This is a genomic window from Roseivirga sp. (assembly GCF_034669765.1).
In the GTDB taxonomy this organism is placed as follows: domain Bacteria; phylum Bacteroidota; class Bacteroidia; order Cytophagales; family Cyclobacteriaceae; genus Roseivirga.
The window spans coordinates 103,519-124,666 of sequence record NZ_JAXMOQ010000005.1 but is presented as its reverse complement, the minus strand read 5'-3'; the positions used below and the strand labels follow the sequence as shown (position 1 = coordinate 124,666).

Annotated in this window: 20 protein-coding genes; 17 read left to right on the top strand and 3 right to left on the bottom strand. The window is 40.0% G+C overall.

The window, feature by feature from the left end; translation table 11 throughout:
- The first annotated feature begins 46 nt into the window (after positions 1–46).
- From VOI17_RS11365 to VOI17_RS11315, 11 genes are all read left to right on the top strand, one after another.
- Positions 47–1,021, top strand: coding sequence for a deoxyhypusine synthase family protein (locus tag VOI17_RS11365; RefSeq protein ID WP_323757343.1), 975 nt, complete (start codon positions 47–49; stop codon positions 1,019–1,021).
- Positions 1,022–1,037: 16 nt separating this feature from the next.
- Positions 1,038–1,988 (top strand): arginase, encoded by a 951-nt coding sequence (gene rocF, locus VOI17_RS11360; RefSeq protein ID WP_323757342.1) that lies wholly within the window; start codon positions 1,038–1,040, stop codon positions 1,986–1,988.
- 2 nt (positions 1,989–1,990) lie between these two features.
- Positions 1,991–3,796 (top strand): arginine--tRNA ligase, encoded by a 1,806-nt coding sequence (gene argS, locus VOI17_RS11355; protein ID WP_323757341.1) that lies wholly within the window; start codon positions 1,991–1,993, stop codon positions 3,794–3,796.
- Position 3,797: 1 nt separating this feature from the next.
- Positions 3,798–4,310, top strand: a complete 513-nt coding sequence (locus VOI17_RS11350) for a glutathione peroxidase (protein ID WP_323757340.1) — start codon at positions 3,798–3,800, stop codon at positions 4,308–4,310.
- Between the two features lie 6 nt (positions 4,311–4,316).
- Entirely contained in the window at positions 4,317–5,210 is an 894-nt protein-coding gene (locus VOI17_RS11345; RefSeq protein WP_323757339.1) for a 1,4-dihydroxy-2-naphthoate polyprenyltransferase, read from the top strand.
- A 67-nt stretch (positions 5,211–5,277) separates the two neighbouring features.
- A complete protein-coding gene (locus tag VOI17_RS11340) occupies positions 5,278–5,997 on the top strand; it encodes a Crp/Fnr family transcriptional regulator (protein WP_323757338.1) in 720 nt (239 codons plus the stop codon).
- A 98-nt stretch (positions 5,998–6,095) separates the two neighbouring features.
- Positions 6,096–6,887, top strand: coding sequence for a hypothetical protein (locus VOI17_RS11335; RefSeq protein WP_323757337.1), 792 nt, complete (start codon positions 6,096–6,098; stop codon positions 6,885–6,887).
- Complete coding sequence (locus VOI17_RS11330; RefSeq protein ID WP_323757336.1) at positions 6,884–9,295, top strand: heavy metal translocating P-type ATPase; 2,412 nt, start codon at positions 6,884–6,886, stop codon at positions 9,293–9,295. Before VOI17_RS11335 ends, VOI17_RS11330 begins: the two co-directional genes overlap by 4 nt.
- A gap of 2 nt (positions 9,296–9,297) precedes the next feature.
- Positions 9,298–9,468 carry a cbb3-type cytochrome oxidase assembly protein CcoS gene (gene ccoS / locus VOI17_RS11325; protein ID WP_323757335.1) on the top strand — a complete coding sequence of 57 codons (171 nt, stop codon included), beginning with the start codon at positions 9,298–9,300 and terminating at the stop codon, positions 9,466–9,468.
- Positions 9,461–10,804 (top strand): oxygen-independent coproporphyrinogen III oxidase, encoded by a 1,344-nt coding sequence (hemN, locus tag VOI17_RS11320; protein ID WP_323757334.1) that lies wholly within the window; start codon positions 9,461–9,463, stop codon positions 10,802–10,804. Before ccoS ends, hemN begins: the two co-directional genes overlap by 8 nt.
- A gap of 203 nt (positions 10,805–11,007) precedes the next feature.
- Complete coding sequence (locus VOI17_RS11315; protein WP_323757333.1) at positions 11,008–11,502, top strand: hypothetical protein; 495 nt, start codon at positions 11,008–11,010, stop codon at positions 11,500–11,502.
- A gap of 37 nt (positions 11,503–11,539) precedes the next feature.
- Here VOI17_RS11315 and VOI17_RS11310 read toward each other — a convergent pair whose 3' ends face one another.
- The gene (locus tag VOI17_RS11310) at positions 11,540–11,917 is read right to left on the bottom strand and encodes a DUF4260 domain-containing protein (protein ID WP_323757332.1); all 378 of its coding nucleotides are present in this window, start codon (positions 11,915–11,917) and stop codon (positions 11,540–11,542) included.
- A gap of 249 nt (positions 11,918–12,166) precedes the next feature.
- Here VOI17_RS11310 and ccoN point away from each other — a divergent pair, with 249 nt between their 5' ends.
- The 6 genes from ccoN to VOI17_RS11280 are packed head-to-tail and all read left to right on the top strand — an operon-like array spanning position 12,167 to position 17,983.
- Positions 12,167–14,290: a cytochrome-c oxidase, cbb3-type subunit I gene (ccoN, locus tag VOI17_RS11305; RefSeq protein WP_323757331.1), complete on the top strand. Its 2,124-nt coding sequence runs from the start codon at positions 12,167–12,169 to the stop codon at positions 14,288–14,290.
- 3 nt (positions 14,291–14,293) lie between these two features.
- On the top strand, positions 14,294–14,494 hold the full coding sequence (locus VOI17_RS11300) for a cytochrome C oxidase Cbb3 (protein ID WP_323757330.1): 201 nt from the start codon (positions 14,294–14,296) through the stop codon (positions 14,492–14,494).
- Complete coding sequence (locus tag VOI17_RS11295; protein ID WP_323757329.1) at positions 14,481–15,395, top strand: cbb3-type cytochrome c oxidase N-terminal domain-containing protein; 915 nt, start codon at positions 14,481–14,483, stop codon at positions 15,393–15,395. The genes VOI17_RS11300 and VOI17_RS11295 overlap by 14 nt, the downstream gene beginning before the upstream one ends.
- Positions 15,396–15,429: 34 nt before the next feature.
- Complete coding sequence (ccoG, locus tag VOI17_RS11290; RefSeq protein WP_323757328.1) at positions 15,430–16,842, top strand: cytochrome c oxidase accessory protein CcoG; 1,413 nt, start codon at positions 15,430–15,432, stop codon at positions 16,840–16,842.
- Complete coding sequence (locus tag VOI17_RS11285; protein WP_323757327.1) at positions 16,842–17,282, top strand: FixH family protein; 441 nt, start codon at positions 16,842–16,844, stop codon at positions 17,280–17,282. The genes ccoG and VOI17_RS11285 overlap by 1 nt, the downstream gene beginning before the upstream one ends.
- Positions 17,282–17,983: a sulfite exporter TauE/SafE family protein gene (locus VOI17_RS11280; RefSeq protein WP_323757326.1), complete on the top strand. Its 702-nt coding sequence runs from the start codon at positions 17,282–17,284 to the stop codon at positions 17,981–17,983. Before VOI17_RS11285 ends, VOI17_RS11280 begins: the two co-directional genes overlap by 1 nt.
- 2 nt (positions 17,984–17,985) lie before the next feature.
- On the opposite strand, the gene VOI17_RS11275 is transcribed toward VOI17_RS11280, so the two are convergent.
- Both VOI17_RS11275 and VOI17_RS11270 read right to left on the bottom strand, forming a co-directional pair.
- Positions 17,986–18,405: a hypothetical protein gene (locus VOI17_RS11275; protein WP_323757325.1), complete on the bottom strand. Its 420-nt coding sequence runs from the start codon at positions 18,403–18,405 to the stop codon at positions 17,986–17,988.
- Between the two features lie 115 nt (positions 18,406–18,520).
- A complete protein-coding gene (locus tag VOI17_RS11270) occupies positions 18,521–21,142 on the bottom strand; it encodes an FtsX-like permease family protein (protein ID WP_323757324.1) in 2,622 nt (873 codons plus the stop codon).
- Between the last annotated feature and the right edge of the window lie 6 nt (positions 21,143–21,148).

The window sequence follows — 21,148 nt, the reverse complement described above, 5'->3', positions numbered from 1 at the left end:
CATGACCAATTTGAGTCTAATTAGAACCGTTAAAAATTAAATGAATATGTCTCAGAAACCGATATCCGACTTTATTGAAAAGCATTATCTCCATTTTAACGCAGCCAGCCTAGTTGATGCCGCCAAAGGCTACAACACTCATTTAGCCGAGGGCGGAAAAATGATGGTGACACTTGCAGGCGCTATGAGTACTGCTGAATTAGGGAAATCGTTTGCTGAAATGATTCGTCAAGACAAGGTGGCCATCATTTCGTGTACTGGCGCCAATCTGGAAGAGGATATTATGAACCTTGTAGCGCACTCGCATTACAAAAGGGTTCCCAATTATAGAGATTTAACCCCACAAGATGAGTGGGATTTATTAGAACAAGGCTTGAACCGTGTTACTGATACATGTATCCCTGAAGAAGAAGCATTTAGGCGTTTGCAGTCTAAAATCTTTAAACAATGGAAAGGTGCCGAAGAAGCTGGAGAAAGGTTTTTGCCACATGAGTACATGTATAAAATGTTGCTTTCTGGTGACTTAGAGCAGTTTTACGAAATTGATCCAGCCAACAGCTGGATGTTAGCCGCAGCTCAAAAGAACATCCCAATAATTGTTCCGGGCTGGGAAGATTCTACCATGGGAAATATTTTTGCTTCCTACTGCATAAAAGGTGAATTGAAGCCTTCAACCATGAAATCAGGGATCGAATACATGACATTCTTGGCCGATTGGTACGTGAAGAATTCAGAGGGAAAAGGAGTGGGCTTCTTCCAAATTGGTGGAGGTATTGCAGGCGACTTTCCTATTTGTGTGGTGCCGATGCTTTACCAAGACATGGAAATGGATAAAATTCCTTTCTGGAGTTATTTCTGCCAAATTTCCGACTCTACTACAAGTTATGGGTCTTATTCTGGAGCAGTTCCGAACGAAAAAATTACATGGGGTAAGTTAGACATGGATACACCTAAGTTTATTATTGAATCAGACGCTACAATTGTAGCGCCTCTGGTTTTTGCTTACGTATTAGGTTGGTAATTAAAGTATTTAAAGCATGAGAAAGATTCGCTTAGTTGAGGTAAGATCAGAGTTGGCGGCTGGTACGCGAGGAGCGAGTTTGGGGATTGATGCCATGAAAGTGGCTAGCTTAGGTCAGCATTCCGACTTCTTTTTACGTTTTCAGCCCATCAGGGTAAAAAATGAAAACGACCTCTTGTTTCAAGAGCCAAAGTTCAAAAATGCCAAATATGGAGAAGGCGTTTATACGGTACTCAAAAGAGTGTGTGATGCTGTAAGTGATCTTCGTGCTGAAGGTCTCTTCCCAATTGTATTGGCAGGTGATCATTCTACGGCAGCAGGTACTATTGCAGGGATTAAAAAGGCCGACCCTGATAAACGATTAGGGGCCATTTGGATTGACGCTCATGCTGACTTTCATTCGCCTTATACTACACCTTCTGGCAATATGCACGGCATGCCTTTGGCAATGGCCACAGCAACCGACAATATTGAATGCGAGCAGAACGATATTGAAGAAGAAACAGAAGCCCTTTGGGAGCGCATCAAGTCTATTGGTATGCGCGGTCCAAAAATGAAGCCTGAAGACATCGTTTTTATTGGTGTACGTGATACAGAACCAGAGGAAGACTACCTGATTAAAAAGCACGGCATTAAGAATTTTACTACTGCTGAAGTTACCGAAAAGGGTGTTCAGCAAGTTTCTAAAGAAGCGATGGAAATATTGAAAGATTGCGATCAGATCTATATCTCCTTTGACGTGGACAGTTTAGATACTTCAGTTTCAGTTGGCACTGGTACACCCGTTCCGGAAGGGCTTACAAAGGAGCAAGCATTAGAGTTAAACATCGAATTAATCAAAGATAAGCGTGTTTGTTGTTGGGAAATCGTAGAGGTTAACCCAACTTTGGACACTGAAAACAGAATGGCTAATAATGCCTTCGAAATTCTCGAAGCCACAGCTGCGTCATTGATCCAGAATTTCTAGGAATGGAATTGAAAATTAAAGAAGGAATCTCGGCTGCCTTTGCAGCATTATACAATCATACAATTTCTGCTGAAGAGATTGCTTTACAACCCACAAGAAAAGACTTTGCTGGAACTTACACCTTGGTCACTTTTCCTTTTGGAAGAATTTCTAAGCTAAATCCAGAGCAAACAGGGCAAGCCATTGGCGAATACTTGAAGGCTAATGTCTCTAATGTCGTGGCCGATTATAATGTGGTGAAGGGTTTTTTAAACTTGGAACTTTCAGAAGGATCGCAAGTCGATTTGTTTGCCAAAATTTTCGATGGAGCCAATGTATGGGCCTCTCCTGTTTTCAATATTGAAGACAAAAATAGAACTGTGGTGGTGGAATATTCATCACCCAACACAAATAAACCACTTCACTTAGGCCACCTGAGAAATAACTTTTTGGGTAATTCAGTTGCTAGAATCTTAAAGGCGAATGGCAACAAAGTAGTGAAAGTGCAGATCATTAACGATCGTGGTATTCACATTTGTAAGTCAATGGTTGCTTGGCTGAAGTTTGGCGAAGGCGAGACACCAGAAACTGCGGGCATCAAAGGTGACCACTTGGTGGGAAAATATTATGTGGCTTTTGATAAAGCTTATAAAGAAGAGATTGCAACCCTTGTTGCCGATGGAATAGACAAAGAAGCCGCTGAAAAGCAGGCTCCTATTTTTGTTGAGGCACAAGAAATGCTTTTAAAGTGGGAAGCCAAGGAACCTGAAGTTTATGCCCTTTGGGAAAAAATGAACGGTTGGGTATACGCTGGTTTTGAAGATACTTACCAACGCATGGGCGTTGACTTTGATAAGCTTTATTACGAAAGTGAAACTTATCTCATTGGCCGCGACCGTGTAATGGAAGGCCTTGAAAAAGGAGTTTTCTATAAGAAGGAGGATGGTTCTATTTGGGTAGACTTAACCGATGAAGGTTTAGATCAAAAACTATTATTGAGAAGTGATGGTACTTCAGTATATATGACGCAAGATATTGGCACCGCCATTATGCGTTATGAAGACTATCCTGAACTTTCTCAACTTATTTATACCGTTGGAAACGAGCAGGAATACCATTTTAAGGTACTTTTCCTTATCCTGAAAAAATTGGGTTACAAATGGGCAGAGGCTTGTTATCATTTGTCTTATGGCATGGTAGACCTTCCTTCAGGAAAAATGAAATCGAGAGAAGGAACGGTAGTAGATGCCGATGATTTGATTCAGCAAATGGCCGACACTGCCAAAAGTAGAACTGAGGAGCTGGGCAAGATTGAAGGCTTTACCGAAGAACAAGCAGGTAAGCTTTATGAAACATTAGGTTTGGGTGCCATTAAGTACTTTTTGCTCAAGGTTGACCCGAGAAAACGCATGCTTTTCAACCCAGAAGAGTCGATTGAATTTCAAGGGAATACAGGGCCTTTTATTCAATATACTTACGCTAGAATTAGTGCCATTGTACGCAAGGCAGTGCAGCTTGATATTGATATTGCTGCCATTGATTATAGCCAAATCACTGATTTACACGACACTGAGAAAGATTTGATTTACGCCATCAGTCAATATTCAGAGAAACTGGATTTGGCAGCAAATGAGTATTCTCCGGCCGTAATAGCCCAATACGTTTACGACATCGCCAAAGAATACAATCGCTTTTATGCCGAAGTATCAATCTTTAGTGAAGTTGACTTGGAAAAGCGTAAATTCCGTGTCGGGCTTTCGGCTTTGGCCGCTCAAACAATTAAGGTAAACATGAGCTTACTGGGGATAAACGTTCCAAATCGCATGTAATATGTATTTCTTTTTAAGCCTATTTTTATTGCTCAATATCTTCAATCCAAAACCAAAAGAGATGAGTTTCTACGACTTTAAAATGAAGACCATTGAAGGAAAAGAAATTTCCTTGAGCGAGTTTAAAGGTAAAAAGGTGTTGGTGGTAAATGTAGCTTCTGAATGCGGTTTTACTCCGCAATACGAAGACCTTCAGAATTTACACGAGGCTTACGGGGACAAAATAGTGGTTTTGGGTTTTCCTGCCAATAATTTTGGTGGACAAGAACCTGGTTCTAACCTAGCGATTCAACAATTTTGCACCGCTAAATTTGGAGTTACTTTCCAAATGTTCGAAAAAATTTCAGTACTCGGAAAGGACAGAGCATTGCTTTACGAATGGTTAGAAAAAGAATCGGGCAAAGCACCCAACTGGAATTTCTGTAAATACTTGATTGATGAAAACGGGAAAGTAGTCGCATTCTTTCCATCATCAGTAACCCCACTGGACGAGGCCATTACTGGAACTTTATAATTAAAAATGAAGCATTGGGTTAAAGCTTTTAGGCTACGTACGCTTCCCTTGGCCTTGGCCAGTATAGGAATGGGCGCTTTTTTAGCGGCTTCTGCTGGTCAATTTAGCGCGGGAGTTTTTGCGCTTTGTGCCTTAACCACCATTCTACTTCAAGTACTTTCAAATTTAGCCAACGACTATGGCGATTCAGTTCATGGAGCTGACGGACATAAGAGAACAGGGCCATCAAGAGCCGTTCAATCAGGAGTAATTTCTTTGAAGGCCATGCGCAATGCTATCATACTCTTTTCTGCGTTGTCACTTCTTTCTGGAATTGGCTTGATTTATTTGGCCTTTGGCTGGTCGCCAGAGGTATTTGGCTTCTTTTTGGGCTTGGGAGTTTTGGCCATTCTTGCTGCCATTACCTACACTGCTGGCTATAAGCCTTATGGCTATATGGGCTTGGGCGACATCAGCGTGTTAATCTTTTTTGGGCTTGTTGGTGTAATGGGGTCGGCCTATTTATATGAACAAGAATTGAAATGGGAATATTTACTACCCGCTATTTCTACTGGGCTGTTCTCAGTAGGGGTACTGAATGTAAACAACATCCGTGATATTGAATCTGACAAGGAGGCTGGTAAAATTTCTGTCCCAGTTCGTTTGGGGAGAAAAAAAGCGATAATCTATCATTGGTTCTTACTGGGGACTGGCTTCATTTTGGGGCTTGTCTATGTTTTAATTAATTACACGAGCTATTGGCAATTGATCATTATATTGGCTTTGCCAGGTTTAATTAAGAATGCCAAAGCAGTGAAGCAACACACCAAATCTTCAAAATTAGACCCTTTTCTAAAGCAAATGGCCCTTACTACTTTGCTCTATGTAGTGCTATTTGGAGTCGGGCAATTGGCTGGTTAGAATGTTAGGAATGATGCTTGTTTATCCTTAAATACTTCTATACCTTTAGGTATAATCGAAATTTCTTATGTCCATAAAAAATACGAAAATCCAACTCCAATGTATTGCATGTCAGTCTAGAGGTGATTCTCATTTTTCGAGCCTGGAGGAAACGGAGTTGGAGATTTTAAGTGAACACAAGTCATGTGTTACTTATAAAAAAAATCAGACCCTTTTTTACGAAGGAACACGCCCAATGGGGATTTTCTGCATTAATAGTGGTAAGGTCAAGGTATTTAAAATGGGGTCTAACGGAAAGGAGCAGATCCTTTTCATTGCCCAGAAGGGTGATTTTCTAGGTTATAGATCATTGCTAAGTGAAGAATTCTACGGAGCCTCCGCAACCGTCTTGGAGCCAGCAGCCATCTGTTTCATTCCAAAAAGTGATTTTTTAAAAGTGCTAAATTCTAATCCTGAATTTTTCGGTAAACTCATGAAAGCCGTTTGCCATGATTTAGGTATCATGGAAACTAAACTTGCTCAATTATCACAAAAGTCTGTGAGAGAAAGACTGGCTGCCACTATTCTTATGCTTAAGGAAACTTACGGTATGGAGGGGGAAGGTAGCGATGTAATCGATATTGTATTGAGTCGAGAGGACTTGGCTAATATTGTAGGAACAGCCACTGAAACCGTTATTCGATTGCTTTCCGAATTCAAATCAGATAAGATGATTGCTTTGGAAGGAAAGAAAATTAAGGTGCTTGACGCTGATAAATTGCTCCACGAGGCCGATTTCTATGGCTAGAAAACATGACTTTTGTCATGGTTTTCTCTGATGCGTATCAACACTATCTCAGCTCCTTAAATCTACCTTTGTTTCAGTGGTAATCTGAATTAAAGGATGTGAAACAGAAGATTTTAATCGGGGCGGGAATTCAAAGTGATCTAGAAGCGCTTTATCAAAGGATAGATGCTTTTCTGAATCCGATGAATGAGTATTTCTTCACTTTTTTATGTGTAGATGGGGGCACAGAAAATGAGCTAATAGAGGCAGCCACTTACTCAAGTCGTTCTACAGATTCTCTGAATCTATTGAAAAAATTAGAATTTGAATTAGAAGTGGAGGGATTGAAGGTTTCTTCAAATGTAAATGCGGAAGTATTTAAATCTGAACTGACCGAATCAAGCCTTGCGGGCCTTTCTGGCGTTGCGGATTTGTTCATCGTAGACTCTTCTATTTTCCGGAATGACAATGGCTGGGTTGAATTAACGGGACTGATTCACAGAGTAAACTGTCCTGTTTTAGTACTGCCCAAGAATGCCAAAGTAGATCGTTTAATCATGGTACACGAACCTGAGCATCATTCACTGCATATCGTAAAAGATTTCCTTAAAATTTTCAAACCAGATTTGGCGGAACTTCCACTTTCAGTATTATTTAACTTCCCTGAAGACGAAGAACAGACCGAGAACGAAAAATTCTTTGTCGATTACCTGAAAATGGCCTTTCCAAATATTGGAATGCAGCTTATGGTAGAGGATACTATTAATGAGTTTTTTAATGAACTTAATTCAGATAATGACAAGGCAATGATTTTGACCGGCACTGATTTGGGAGAAGAAATATTAGCTTGTCCTAAAACAATTGCAGATTGTAGAGCAAAAAGTTCGCCTTTGTTCATCTATAAGAAGTGAATTTCGTAAGCACTATAGTGAAAAATGAAACACATTGTTATCACTGTGGAGAAGATTGCCTTGAAGGTAAATTGACCTTTGAAGAACATAGCTTTTGTTGTAATGGATGTAAAACAGTTTATGAAATCCTAAGCAGTAATGATCTCTGTGATTATTACTCCATGGAAAACACACCTGGATTTACCGTAAGAGACAAGGCTGAACATTCTCTTTTTGATTTTTTGGATAATGAGTCGATTAAAAGAGAAGTGCTTGATTTTGAAGGGGAAGGATTTCAGCGGGTTACCTTGCACATCCCGAATGTTCATTGCAGTTCATGCATATGGTTATTAGAAAATCTGGATCGTCTGAAACCAGCAGTCCTCGATTCGGTTATTAACTTCTCTTCAAAAAAACTTACGGTTAATTATAAGTCAGACGAAATGAGTTTGCGCCAGCTGGCCGAAATGCTCGATTCGATTGGCTATGGACCACAGATTAACCTCAAGGATTCAGACGAATCTAAAAAACCACAGAAGACTTTCGATAAGCAATTACTGATCAAAATTGGAATTGCGGGTTTTTGTTTTGGAAATGTCATGTTGCTCAGCTTCCCCGATTACCTGGGTATCGCTGGGGTTGAAGAAGAATATCGAAGTTTTTTCAGGTATTTAAGCTTGGCGCTTTCCTTACCAGTCGTTTTTTATGCTGGGGGTGAATATTTCACTTCTGCCTTGAAAAGCGCAAAACAAAAATTCGCTAATATTGATGTGCCGATTGCCATAGGTTTATTGGCTCTTTTTGTTCGAAGTAGCTACGAAGTAATTGCCGATGTCGGCCCGGGTTATTTCGATTCGTTGGTCGGCTTGGTGTTTTTCCTATTGATAGGGAAATGGTTTCAAGGTAAAACTTACGAATCCCTTTCCTTCGATCGTGATTATCAATCCTACTTTCCCTTAGCGGTTCAAAAGAGAATCAATGATGCTTTTGAACCAGTGCCTGTAAAGGAATTGAAGAAAGGGGATGAAGTGTTACTCCGAAATGGTGAGGTGCTCCCTGCCGATGCCATTTTAATTGACGATTACGCTTCAATCGATTACAGTTTTGTAACGGGTGAGTCTGTTCCTGTTACTCGCAAGAAGGGTGATTATGTGTATGCTGGAGGAAGGCAAGTAGGGAAGCAGGTCCGTTTTGTTATTCAGAAAGAAGTTTCTCAGAGTTACCTTACCCAATTGTGGAACAATGATGCTTTTGGCGAGAAGGAAGTCCATACCAAGCTAATTGATAAAGTGAGTCGCTACTTTACAGTATTAGTGCTTTTAGTAGCCGTTTCTTCAGCCATTTTTTGGCAAATAACTGACCCAAGCCAAACTTGGTTGGTGTTTACGGCTGTCCTTATTATTGCTTGCCCTTGTGCTTTGGCTCTTTCCACACCATTTACCATGGGAAGTATTATGCGTGTTTTTGGCAGAAATCATTTCTACCTGAAAAATGCAGATGTCATTGAAAAAATAAACGCCACGAATACAATCGTATTCGATAAAACAGGAACCATTACCGAAACGCAAGGTGAAGCATTGAAATTCTGTGGCTCTGAGCTTTCGGAAGCCGAAAAGGCGTTAATCCATACCGCAGTGGCGAGTAGTACACACCCGTTGAGCAGATGGATAAAGCAGTTTACTGAAGCGAAAGGCTTTGATTACAACATAGAGTCTTTTGAAGAAATAGAAGGTAAGGGCTTTGTTGTAATCGTTAGCGGTTTGACCATAAAAGTAGGTGCTGCAAAATTTTTAGGGGTAGAAAAAAATCAAGAGAATAATGCCACTCAGGTGCATGTTAGCATTGGTGACGATTACAAAGGCTACTTCAGCTTTGAGGCTACTTATAGAAAAGGCTTAAATGCTTTGCTGGATGCATTGAAAAGCAAATTCAAGTTTCAGGTGCTTTCTGGCGATAATGACAAAGAAGCCGAACGCCTTAAGTCGATGTTTCCGGTAGGTTCAACCTTACGTTTTAACCAAAGCCCAGAGGATAAACTGAAGGCCATTAAAGAAATTCAAGCAAATGACAATGCCGTAATCATGTTAGGCGATGGCCTTAACGATGCTGGTGCTTTACAGCAGAGCAAGGTGGGCATTGCCATTACCGAAGATGTGTCGCTCTTTTCACCTGCCAGCGATGCTATTTTAAAAGCATCAAATTTAATGGACCTAGATAAGTTCATTAAACTAGCGCATGCGGGTAGAAAAGTGGTTGTGGCTAGTTTTATACTGTCATTACTCTATAACTGTGTAGGGATTAGTTTGGCTGTGGCTGGAGAGTTAACGCCTCTCGTTGCTGCCATTCTTATGCCTTTAAGTAGTATTTCCGTGGTGGTTTTTACCACTACATCTATTAATCTGATTTCGAAAAAAATTAAACTCAAATAAATATGTCGGTCATTCTCGTACTCATCTTGGTCAGTTTGGTTGTCGCTATTGCGTTTTTAATTGCTTTTTTCTGGGCAGTTAAATCTGGGCAATTCGATGACACTTACTCACCTTCTGTGAGAATGTTATTTGAAGACCGCGTCAAAAAAGAAAAGGAGGCAAACGATGATTGATTTAGTGAAGAAATATGATGTGCCAGTTCCACGATACACCAGCTACCCAACAATGCCAGCGTGGGATGTAAATACCTTTCAACTTGATGATTATAAAGGAAGACTTAAGGCTTCTTTTCAACAAACAAAGGAAGAGGGGATCAGCCTGTATTTGCATTTGCCTTATTGTGAATCACTCTGTACTTACTGTGGTTGTAACACACGTATTACTATCAATCATAAGGTGGAATTACCTTATATCGAATCTTTACTCAAAGAGTGGAGGTTATATTTAGACCTGTTTGGTAAGAAGCCATTGGTACGAGAAATTCATTTAGGTGGAGGAACACCAACGTTTTTCTCTCCTGAGAACTTGAGGTATTTAATGGAGTCAGTTTTAGATACGATAGATGTACATCCCGATTACCAATTCAGTTTTGAAGGCCATCCAAACAATACGACTTACGAACATTTGGTAGCGCTATATGATGTAGGATTTACCCGCGTGAGTTATGGTGTGCAGGATGTAGATTTTAAAGTGCAAAAGGCCATTAATCGACTTCAGCCTTTAGAAAATATCGAAAAGGTAACTAAAGCAGCCAGAGAAATCGGTTACACATCAGTGAATTTCGACCTGATTTATGGCTTGCCTTTTCAGACCATTTATGGCATAAAACAGACTATGGATGTGGTCAAACGCTTTAAACCCGATCGCATTGCTTTTTACAGCTATGCACATGTGCCTTGGGTAAAACCTGGTCAAAGGGCCTATTCTGAAGAGCATATTCCTGAGGGTGAAGAAAAACACAAACTGAATATGTTGGGTCAAGCCTTGTTGTTAGATATGGGCTACGAATCTATTGGAATGGATCATTTTGCTTTGCCTGAAGATCCGCTTTGCCAAGCCAGAAGTAAAGGAAGGTTACACCGTAATTTTATGGGTTACACCGAATCTAGAACCAATTTTATGATTGGTTTGGGAGTGTCTTCCATTTCGGATATTGGGGTAGCGTATGCACAAAATGTTAAGTCTGTTGAAGGTTATCGAGCAAAAGTAGAAGCTGGAGAATTTCCAATATTCAAAGGCCATTTGATGACCGTTCCTGAAATAGAGGCCAAAAAAATGATTCTTGATATTGCCTGCAGTGCCCGGATTCAAATGCGTGATGTGCTTGAACTTAATCCTGAAAAGTATATCGCTTTCCACCAAATGGTTGAGGAGGGGTTAGTAGAGAAGTTCTGCCTTAACTATCAAGTAACCAGTAAAGGTATGATGTTCCTCAGAAATATCTGTGCCCTTTTCGATGCCTATTACGAACCAGAAAACGGAAGAAATTTGTTTAGTAGAGCGGTGTGATTGCCACACTTTACTAGGCTTACCGTGCGTATTTATTTTCATTTATAATTATAAATAGAGCCTGTTCGGAGCTTGCTCCTTTTGCAAAAGGGGGGGGGGTGGGGATTGGTTTGAGCAACATTTAGACTGTGCAATTGCCATTATTGTTAGAGGATATGATGAAGGTTTCTTATTAGATTTATGGATAAATCGATTGAAGACCCATGATTGAAAGTAACTCTACTCAAACATTTTTGCTCAAACATTTACTGATTATCATAGGTGTTTTTGTTTTAGTTTTTGGTAGCGTGATTTTCTTCTTCCCGCAAGAAAAAGTTATAAGCGAAACAGAATATCAACTAACTGACGCACTGGATAGCCTTCTCCTTTGTGCTATTGGAGTTGTATTAATCTTAGTGAATCTGCTTTATTACAAGATGTTCAGAAATGTCTCGTTATCTCTGACTCAAATTATTATTCAAGACGAAGAAGGTCGCTCATATAAATGGACGGAAGTAGAGACGCTAAATAGAATTCGGTTTTTCACACCACCAGTTTATAAAGTCAAATTAAAATTAACTGGAGAGAAAATATTCTTTGTATCAGAATCCTCGCAGGGGAAGTACGCAAAAATCGACTCGCCATTTTTCTCCATTATTATTGATTCCAGTGAAATGGGAAAGGAAATAAAGAGAACTAAATCGAAATATCAGATCTAGCCCTAATAACTCATTCCCAATAACCAATAACCAACTCCTATACTTCTAGATTCTTATGCTTACTCTTTCCCATCCAACCCAAATGGGTATGGTCAAAGCTGTCGAAGTATTTTAATCCATAGCCTATCATTCTATCGAAGCAAGAATGGGCCATAAAGATCAGTCCAATAAGAATGAGTAATTCATTAGAGAGCAGGTAGCCAAGAATCATTAATAGTGAAATTAAGCCTTTATGATGGGCAGCATTGTAAGCAATCGTTGCTACTTTTTTATTTACAATAATGGCCAAAAAGGCCAAGTCAGGTGCGAAAAATAAGCTGGCGAAAAGTACCCACCCCCCTTCATAAAACTCAAAATAGACGAGGGAAACGATCAATAAAAGGCCGATTTCTTCGAGCTTAAGTGCGGTTCTCATATTCGTGGTTTTCATAATGTCGGATAAGGTACAAAGAGTTTTATATACTTGAAATGGTCACTTCATTCAAACAAACGACTGTAAATCATAATGTTAAATTCTGAGTTGGTAGTATTGATTTGAGCCACGATTAACGTCCAAATTCAAAAACCTGATTTATATCATCTTTTTGGCTAATACCTGTCAGGTTGGAAATTTTTTGTTAAAATTACCTTGCAGAGACTTAGGAATAACCACGCCTTTTAAATTATGGAACTACAGCAATTTAAGTACGACAATAAAATTGTCAAATACTTCGTCATCGCTACAGTCACTTTTGGACTGATAGGTATGTTGGTGGGTATTTTAATGGCCACCCAGCTTTTTTTACCCGAAGCTAATTTAGGTCTTCAATTCACCACTTTCGGCCGTATTCGTCCGCTACACACCAATGCAGTAATTTTTGCATTTGTGGGTAATGCGATGTTTGCCGGGGTGTACTATTCTATGCAGCGCTTATTGAAAACGCGCATGTTTAGTGATCGACTAAGTTGGATTCACTTCTGGGGATGGCAACTCATTATTTTGGCGGCTGTAATCACACTGCCTTTGGGACTGAGTACTTCTAAAGAGTATGCTGAGCTTGAGTGGCCTATCGATATTGCTATTACGGTCATCTGGGTAGTGTTTGGGATTAACATGATTGGTACGATTCTGAAAAGAAGAGAACGCCACATGTATGTAGCTATATGGTTTTACATTGCCACATTTGTTACGGTAGCGGTATTGCACTTAGTGAACTCATTTGAGATTCCAGTAACTATGTTTAAAAGTTACTCATGGTATGCAGGTGTACAGGATGCTTTAGTGCAATGGTGGTATGGACACAATGCAGTGGCATTCTTCCTCACCACTCCTTTCTTGGGAATTATGTATTATTTCCTGCCGAAGGCAGCCAACAGACCTGTTTACTCTTATAAGCTTTCGATTATTCACTTCTGGTCGCTCATATTTATTTATATCTGGGCGGGTCCTCACCACCTGTTGTATACTTCTTTACCTAACTGGGCGCAGTCTTTAGGAACTGTATTTTCAATTATGTTGATCGCTCCTTCTTGGGGCGGTATGCTCAACGGACTTTTAACATTAAGAGGGGCTTGGGACAGGGTTCGTGAAGACCCAGTTTTGAAATTTATGGTGGTAGCAGTTACTGCCTACGGTATGGCCACGCTAGAGGGTCCATTGCTTTCGATTAAAAACGTAAACGCTATTGCCCACTTTACCGACTGGATTATTGCTCACGTTCACGTGGGTGGTTTAGGTTGGAATGGATTCTTGATCTTCGGTATGTTGTACTGGATGATCCCAAGAATGTGGGGCACAAAACTATACTCTACAAAATTGGCCAACACCCACTTCTGGATTGGGACACTAGGGATTATCGTCTATGCATTACCGCTTTACACTGCTGGTGTGGTGCAAAGCTTAATGTGGAAAAGCTTTAATGCTGAAGGCTTTTTAGAATACCCTAACTTCTTAGAAACGGTAACTCAAATTGTACCAATGTACATGATGAGGGCCGTTGGTGGAGTACTGTACTTAACAGGGGCTATTATGATGGCTTACAACTTGGTGAAAACTGCCAAACAGGGAAGCTTTATAGCAGAGGAAGCTGCAGAGGCTCCTGCTTTAGAGAAAAAGAAAATTGTGGGTGGTCACTGGCATGCTGTATTGGAAAGAAAGCCAGTAATTTTCACCGCTCTTACTTTAGTGGCCATTGTCATTGGTGGGGTGGTAGAAATGGTACCTACTTTCTTAATCAAGTCTAATATTCCGACTATTGAAAGTGTAAAACCATACACTCCACTCGAACTTCACGGAAGAGATTTATACATCAAAGAAGGCTGTAATAACTGTCATACGCAAATGGTGAGGCCGTTTAGGTCAGAAACGGAGCGTTATGGGGAATATTCTAAAGCAGGCGAGTTTGTATATGATCACCCATTCCTTTGGGGGTCTAAGCGTACGGGGCCAGACTTGCATAGGGTAGGAGGTAAATACAACAATGTATGGCACTTCAACCACATGCTCGATCCTACTTCAACTTCGCCAGGTTCTATTATGCCACCTTATGCTTGGTTGTTCACCCAGTCCATTGATTTAGACGAAACCGCAGGCAAAATCAAGGCACTCAGAACAGTGGGAGTTCCTTATGCGGAAGGCTATGAGGCAACTGCCAATGATGATTTGATGAAGCAGGCCAGGGAAATAACTGCTGATTTGGCGGCCAGCGATATTGAAATTTCTGAGCAGGCTGAAATTGTTGCCCTGATTGCTTACCTACAAAGACTGGGTACAGATATTAAAGTGAAATCTAACGATCAAAACCCTTAAGCCATGTTCAAACACTATTTTGAAAAGATTCATAATGTAGAGGTTTGGCCGATCATTTCGCTTACCATCTTCTTTGTATTCTTTGTTGGCCTAATGGTTTATGTATGGCGAATGAAGAAAGACTATGTGGAGGAAATGAGTGACATTCCTCTTGCTGATGACGCAACAACTATCTCACCTGATTTTAAAAATGAAAACCACTAAGCTCATGGAAAGGATAAAATCAATAATTAAAAACCTGAGTTCAAAATACCTGTTGCTGCCACTATTATTGTTTAGCGCACCATTGGCGGCTCAAACTGAGAATTCTTCTGGAGTTTCTCCAACTACGGCCTTTTATGTGGTGGTTGTTTTACTGATTGTCGTTGCGATTTTAGTAATGCTTTTAGCGGTGAGTTTACTGTCGTTGCTTAAAGCGATTGTTAACAAGGGTATGTCGCCAGAAAAGAAAGCAAGTTTAGAAAAAGAACCAAGCTGGTTTGCTAAAACTTGGATGAAATGGAATGATCTTAAGCCATTGGAGGAAGAGCAAGATATTTTGCTTGACCATGATTATGATGGGATTAAGGAACTAGATAATCACTTGCCTCCTTGGTGGAAAGCACTTTTCTACTTGTCAGTAGTTTATGCTGTAATTTATCTTTTGGTTTTCCATGTGTTTAAAACTTCACCTTTACAAGAAGAGGAGTATGAAATTGCAATGGCTTTAGCAGAAGCTACGAAAAGCCAAAAAGAGGAAACTCTTGTTATTGACTTTGATGAAAGCAATGTTCCTTTTGCTGATGACGCTGAGGCACTAGCCGATGGTAAGAAATTCTTCGAAGCACAGTGCGGTATGTGTCATAAGGCTGATGGTGGCGGTTTGGCTGGGCCTAACCTGACAGATGACTACTGGAGACATGGTGGAAGCATGACTAATATTTATAATACCATTAAAAATGGTGTGCCGAATACTGCTATGATTGCATGGGAGAGTAAGTTAAACCCAATCCGCTTACAAAATGTGGCTTCTTATGTGAAGAGTTTAAGAGGAACCAATCCTCCTGGCGCTTTACCTCCAGATGGTGAATTGTATGTAGAAGAATCGAATAGCAAAGAACAGTAGAGAGGGTGGCGTTGATTTATTAAAGAGGGTTGAAATGAAAGAGCTGTACGAATATGACGAAGAATACCGCGACAGTATAGCCACGGTAGATGAGCATGGGAAAAGAATTTGGGTTTATCCAAAAAAACCGAAAGGCAAGTTTTTCAATGCCCGTAAGATTGTTTCGGTAATCTTACTTACCATCCTTTTTGCAGGACCTTTCATTAAAATCAACGGTCAGCCCTTTTTAATGATGAATATTTTCGAACGAAAGTTCGTGATATTGGGGACAGTCTTCTGGCCTCAAGATTTCTTTATTTTCGCCCTAGGGCTAATTACTTTCTTCGTTTTCATCATTCTGTTCACCGTAGTTTTTGGCCGAGTGTGGTGCGGCTGGGCTTGTCCTCAAACGCTTTTTATGGAAATGGTTTTCCGTAGAATTGAATATTGGATTGAAGGTGATGCCAACCAGCAAAGGAAACTGGCTAAAATGCCTTGGAACGGAGAGAAAATCAGGAAACGACTATTGAAGCATAGCATTTTTGTAGTCATAGCTGTATTGATAGGGCATACCGTCATGGCATACTTAATTGGTATAGAGAAGGTGCAGGAAATTGTAAGTCAATCACCCACCGAAAATCTGGCTGGATTTTTTGGTTTGATTGCCTTTAGCGCAGTTTTTTATGGTGTATTTGCTTACCTGAGAGAACAAGCTTGCATTGCCATTTGTCCTTACGGAAGACTTCAGGGAGTGCTTTTAGTGCGCGATTCCATGGCAGTAATGTATGATTGGATCAGAGGCGAACCTAGAGGTAAAATGAAAAAGGCCGAAGTTCAAGCCGATAAAGGTGATTGTATTGATTGCAAGCTTTGTGTGCATGTTTGCCCAACAGGAATCGATATCAGAAATGGTACTCAGCTTGAATGCGTGAACTGCACCGCTTGTATTGATGCCTGCGATGATGTAATGACGAAAATTGATAAACCAACGGGTTTAATTCGTATTGCATCGCACAGTTCCATTGCAGATGGAAAGAAAAAGATTTTCACGCCAAGAGTGGCGGGTTATACAGGCGTTTTGGTAATACTTATCTCTTTATTAACCATTTTTGTTTCCAGCAGATCAGATATTCAAGCCACCATTTTAAGGACACCGGGGATGCTTTACCAGAAGGTAGAGAATGATCAGATTCAGAATGTTTATAACATCCAGCTGATCAATAAAACGGTAGATGATATGAATGTCAGCCTTCAGTTAATTGATCACGAAAGTGGGATTTTAGAAGTAGTAGGAGGCAACGAAATCAAACTTTTGAGTTCTGGAAAGGCGGATGCTGTGTTTACTGTGCGATTGCCCGAGTCAGAAATGGAAGGCAATAAGAATAGTATTACTGTAGGTATTTTTCATGGTGATGTTTTGATAGATAAAATGAAGACCAATTTCTTGGGGCCAATAAAGTTTAAATAATGAATTGGGGGGCAAAAATAGTAATCAGTTTTGTGTGTTTCGTTGGGCTACTGGTGACCATGGTTTACGTAAGCGTTAGCACCGATTTCTATTTGGTGGCTGATAATTACTATGAACAAGAACTAGATTATGAAAGCCAAATTCAGCGCATGAAAAATGTAAATAGTTTGGCTGAAAAACCTGATTTTAAATTGGTTAGAATTGAAAGTAAGGCTGAGCTAAGGTTTCCACTTTCAGTCATGAAGGCTATGGAAGAAGGAAAAATTTCTTTTTTCCGTTCGGCAAATGCTCGTATGGACAAAGAATTTGATTTGGTCTTTGATGAAACTGGATTGCAGATTTTCGATACGAAAAAACTTGCCTCTGGTGCATGGAAGGTGAAAATTGAATGGAAATCGAAAGGAACGGAATATTATCAAGAGTTTAATATCGTAATCTAATGTTGCTTTTAGGGACAGCGCTGGCATTTGGCTTTTTTGGTAGCCTGCACTGTTTAGGCATGTGCGCACCCATCGCTTGGGCAGTTCCTCAAAACGAAAAAAAGAAAAGGGTTTGGGTAGCCAACCGCTTGGCCTATAACACTGGCCGAATGATTACCTACAGTTTTTTAGGAGCAATTGCTGGCCTATTTGGCGAAATGCTTTCTATGGCCGGAGTGCAACAAGGCTTATCTGTTTTGGCTGGCGCAACAATTATCATCGGAGCCTTACTTCTGAACGGAAAACTATCAAGCAATATTAAAATCAAGCCCCTTCAAAATCTTTTTTTAAGCATTAAGGGGCGAATAGGTGGTTTACTCAAAACCAATAATTTCAAGTCAAACCTGAGTTTAGGTTTATTGAATGGTCTTTTGCCTTGCGGTTTGGTGTACATGGCTTTAGTAGCGGCCATTTCGATGGGTACTTTTTATGGAGGAGCTGCCTATATGGCGCTTTTCGGTTTAGGTACTTTCCCCATGATGCTCGGTGCGGCTTATCTGGGCTTTTCGTTCAAGAGTAATTTCACGGCAACATGGCTCAAGTTTGTGCCGAAGTTGCTGGTGCTGGTGGGCTTAATTCTAATTCTTCGCGGACTGAACTTGGGTATCCCTTACGTAAGCCCAAAGCTGAATAGCGACATGCCAGGAATGGTTTGTGACTAAGATCAATTCATGTACTTTCTGATAATATTAAGCAGACTGTCTTTAGGTACGTTTCGGCCAATGTTCTGCTTCATTACTTCAATCATTTCTTGAGTCATTGTTGGGCGAAATCCCATTCGAAAGGCAAGCCTATGAATTAAGTCAATTTCGCTTTGGTCTACATCTTGATCGAACTTCATTAAGAACAGTAAGTCGTAAAGAATTTCCATTCGAGCATGTTCCGTTTTAGGAATAACCAGTGTAAGGTCTTGAGGATTTTTGTCAATCTGTTGAACATCTTCAGGAGTCATTTCTAACCGTTCAGCTACCATGTTGATGTACAAAGCTTCAAGCGGACTGTCTTCATTATCCGCTTCTGCTAGCATCAAAAGCATAAACAGGTGGCTCTTTCTTTTATGTAGTTCCCGATCTTCAGTGTTCATCCTTTGTTTTTTTCTGGAAGATAAAGAATGGTGCCCTGAACCGAAACTGATTATTATGGAAAAGAGCTTAGAAGTTAAATTTTCAAATCACCAAATCAACTCATTTTCAAATTAGCTACTCACTTCTGAGCGATTCCGTAGGATTGGCCTGTGCTACACGCCAAGTTTGAGCAATGACGACAAACACGACTAAACTCCCCAGTAGTAGAATACCCTGCGCCAAGACTAATCCATGGAAGCTTGTTTCGACTACTGTCATACTCCAAAAACTTTCGTTCAAGAATAAATAAGCCAAAGGCGCTCCTATGAATGCCGAAATGGTCAAAGTGATTAGTGTACCTTTGAGTAACATTAGAATAATGTTTTTGACGCGTGCGCCTAATACTTTTCTAATCCCAATTTCCTTAGTTCTTGTCTCTGCATTGTAGAGCGCTATGCCCAGCTGACCTAAGAGTGAGATGGCAATAATAATGACTGATAGGAACTTGAACCCTTTAACAATCTGACTTATACCGTTGTAACTTTCTTCAATTGAATCATTTAAGAAAATAGGAGTAAAAGCCTGGTTTCTGTCCACTTCTTTAGTGGCTTTTTCAAGCTGATTTAATGTAACTGCCATATTTTGACTTTCTATTTTGATGGCGAGTGATCTTCTATATAAGTCTATTTTTTCATGTGCAACGATGATTGGTTTTACTTCAGGAGCATCGAGACGATCGAAGAGGTAGTCTTCCATAATGCCAATGATTTGATATCGGGCAATATTATTTTGGATAGAAAGCGTATAGCCTAGGGCACTGTCTAATGGTATTCTAAGGTCTGATAATAGCTTTCGGTTTACCCAAACCTCAGTAAGTGTTGAGTCAGACGATAATCTTTCAAAGTTATTTCCAGCAAACAGTTTAGGTTTAAAAACTTTGTTGAAATCAGAGTCCACTATAGAAAAATTAATGAATACACTGTCAGCGCTGTTCGGTCGTTTTATTGTGGTCATTCCCATTGTACGGACTCCTGGTAAAGATGAAACAGCTGAAACTCCGACTACCCCCGGGACTTGCTCAAATCGGGTTTTCAATAACTGCCTATTTTTAAAAGCTACCTCTAGGTTTACCACTCCATCTTGCTCAAAATTCCAATTATTGTTTAAGATTGAGCTGTATAAATCTGAACCTGCTGTAACTACCATAATACAGAACATTGAAATAGTCAGTTGTATTACTACTAGTCCTTTTCTTATATTCATCAATGACATAACTTTACTCTTGATATTACTCCGGAATGCACTGAGGGGGGATATTCGAGAAAAATAGAGTGCGGGAAAAAGTCCAGCTATTAGACCTACAATAACTGAAAAACCAAGAAAAACGAGTAGTAGTGGAGTCGTTGTGTTTGGGTTAAACAAGGCATCACCAGTATCCATTAATGCCACAAATTCAGGTACAAAAAATTGGTAGAGTAAATAACCCACCAAGGTTGCAGCTATTGAAAAAACAATAGTCTCTACTAAAATCTGACCAATGATTTGAGACTTTGTACTTCCAGCTACTTTTCTAATGCCAATTTCTTTGGTACGTTGGATAGCTCTGGCAATTGATAGGTTGGTATAGTTGAAGCTTGCCAATAAAAGTAGAATTGTAATCAGCGAGATAAGAATATACAAGAATTCTTTTGGTGCATTGAACCCAATTGGATTATAGATTTCATCTGTAAACATGATCTCGTTTATCTGTTGACTTTGATAGTTGAGTGTATATTCTTTTTCTTTCATTAAGAGGTTGACATCTTTAGCAACCACCCCCAGTTTAGCGTCCAGCTGTTCCTGACTGACAGTAGCGAATGTTCTTAAATACACGTAGTCTTGACTAGAAAAATCCCAGCTTTCAAATTGATCATAATCTTTAGGGTTGGCATAAATAGGTTTTTGGATTCTGAGCTTAATGATATCAAAATCTAGATGTGAGATTCCTTTCGGGCTTTCTATCACCGCGCTAATTACAGCACCAGATCCAAAAGATTTGCCCATTGGGTTTTCATTTGGGAAATAGCGCTTCGCCAGTTCATCTGTAATGATATAACCAGACCTGTCTTTCAGCGCTGCTTTTGGGTCTCCCGCAATAGTTTTGAATTGAAAAACTTCAAAGAAATTCTCATCTACTGATAGCTGATTGAGGGATACCGAATTCCCATTTATTACTTCATTAAAAGAATAGTATGGCCGGATTTGAGTCAATACCTCTATTTCAGGCAAGTCTTCTCGCAACTTATCCCCTAAGAGTGGAGATGCTGAAGCCTTGAGATATTTCACTCCATTTGTTCGATCGATCTTACTAATGACTCTGTACAACCTCTCGGTATGCGGATGTTGTTTATCAACAGAAAGGCCAGTGTAGATAATATTTAGGGCGAACATACTTACCGTGATGGCAGCAGCTAGCCCAAAAATATTGATGGCACTAAATACCTTATTGCGCCATAAGTTGCGGAAGGCCAACTTTAAATGGATTTGAAATAATGAGGTTCTGAACATGTTGACCATGATTTTAGGTTTTCTAATCACAGAAGGCCTAATCATCTTAAGCACTTCGTTTCGGTAAATGGCTTTGGCCTTTTTCTCTCCTAAGGTTTTTAAGTTGAAGTTGAATTCTTCTTCTAAATCGCCTTGAAGCTCTTGATAAAGAGTGGGCTTACAGAAGGCTTTAAAGAGCCGGGTATATAATTTTGGAGGAGTGATACGCATGTCTAT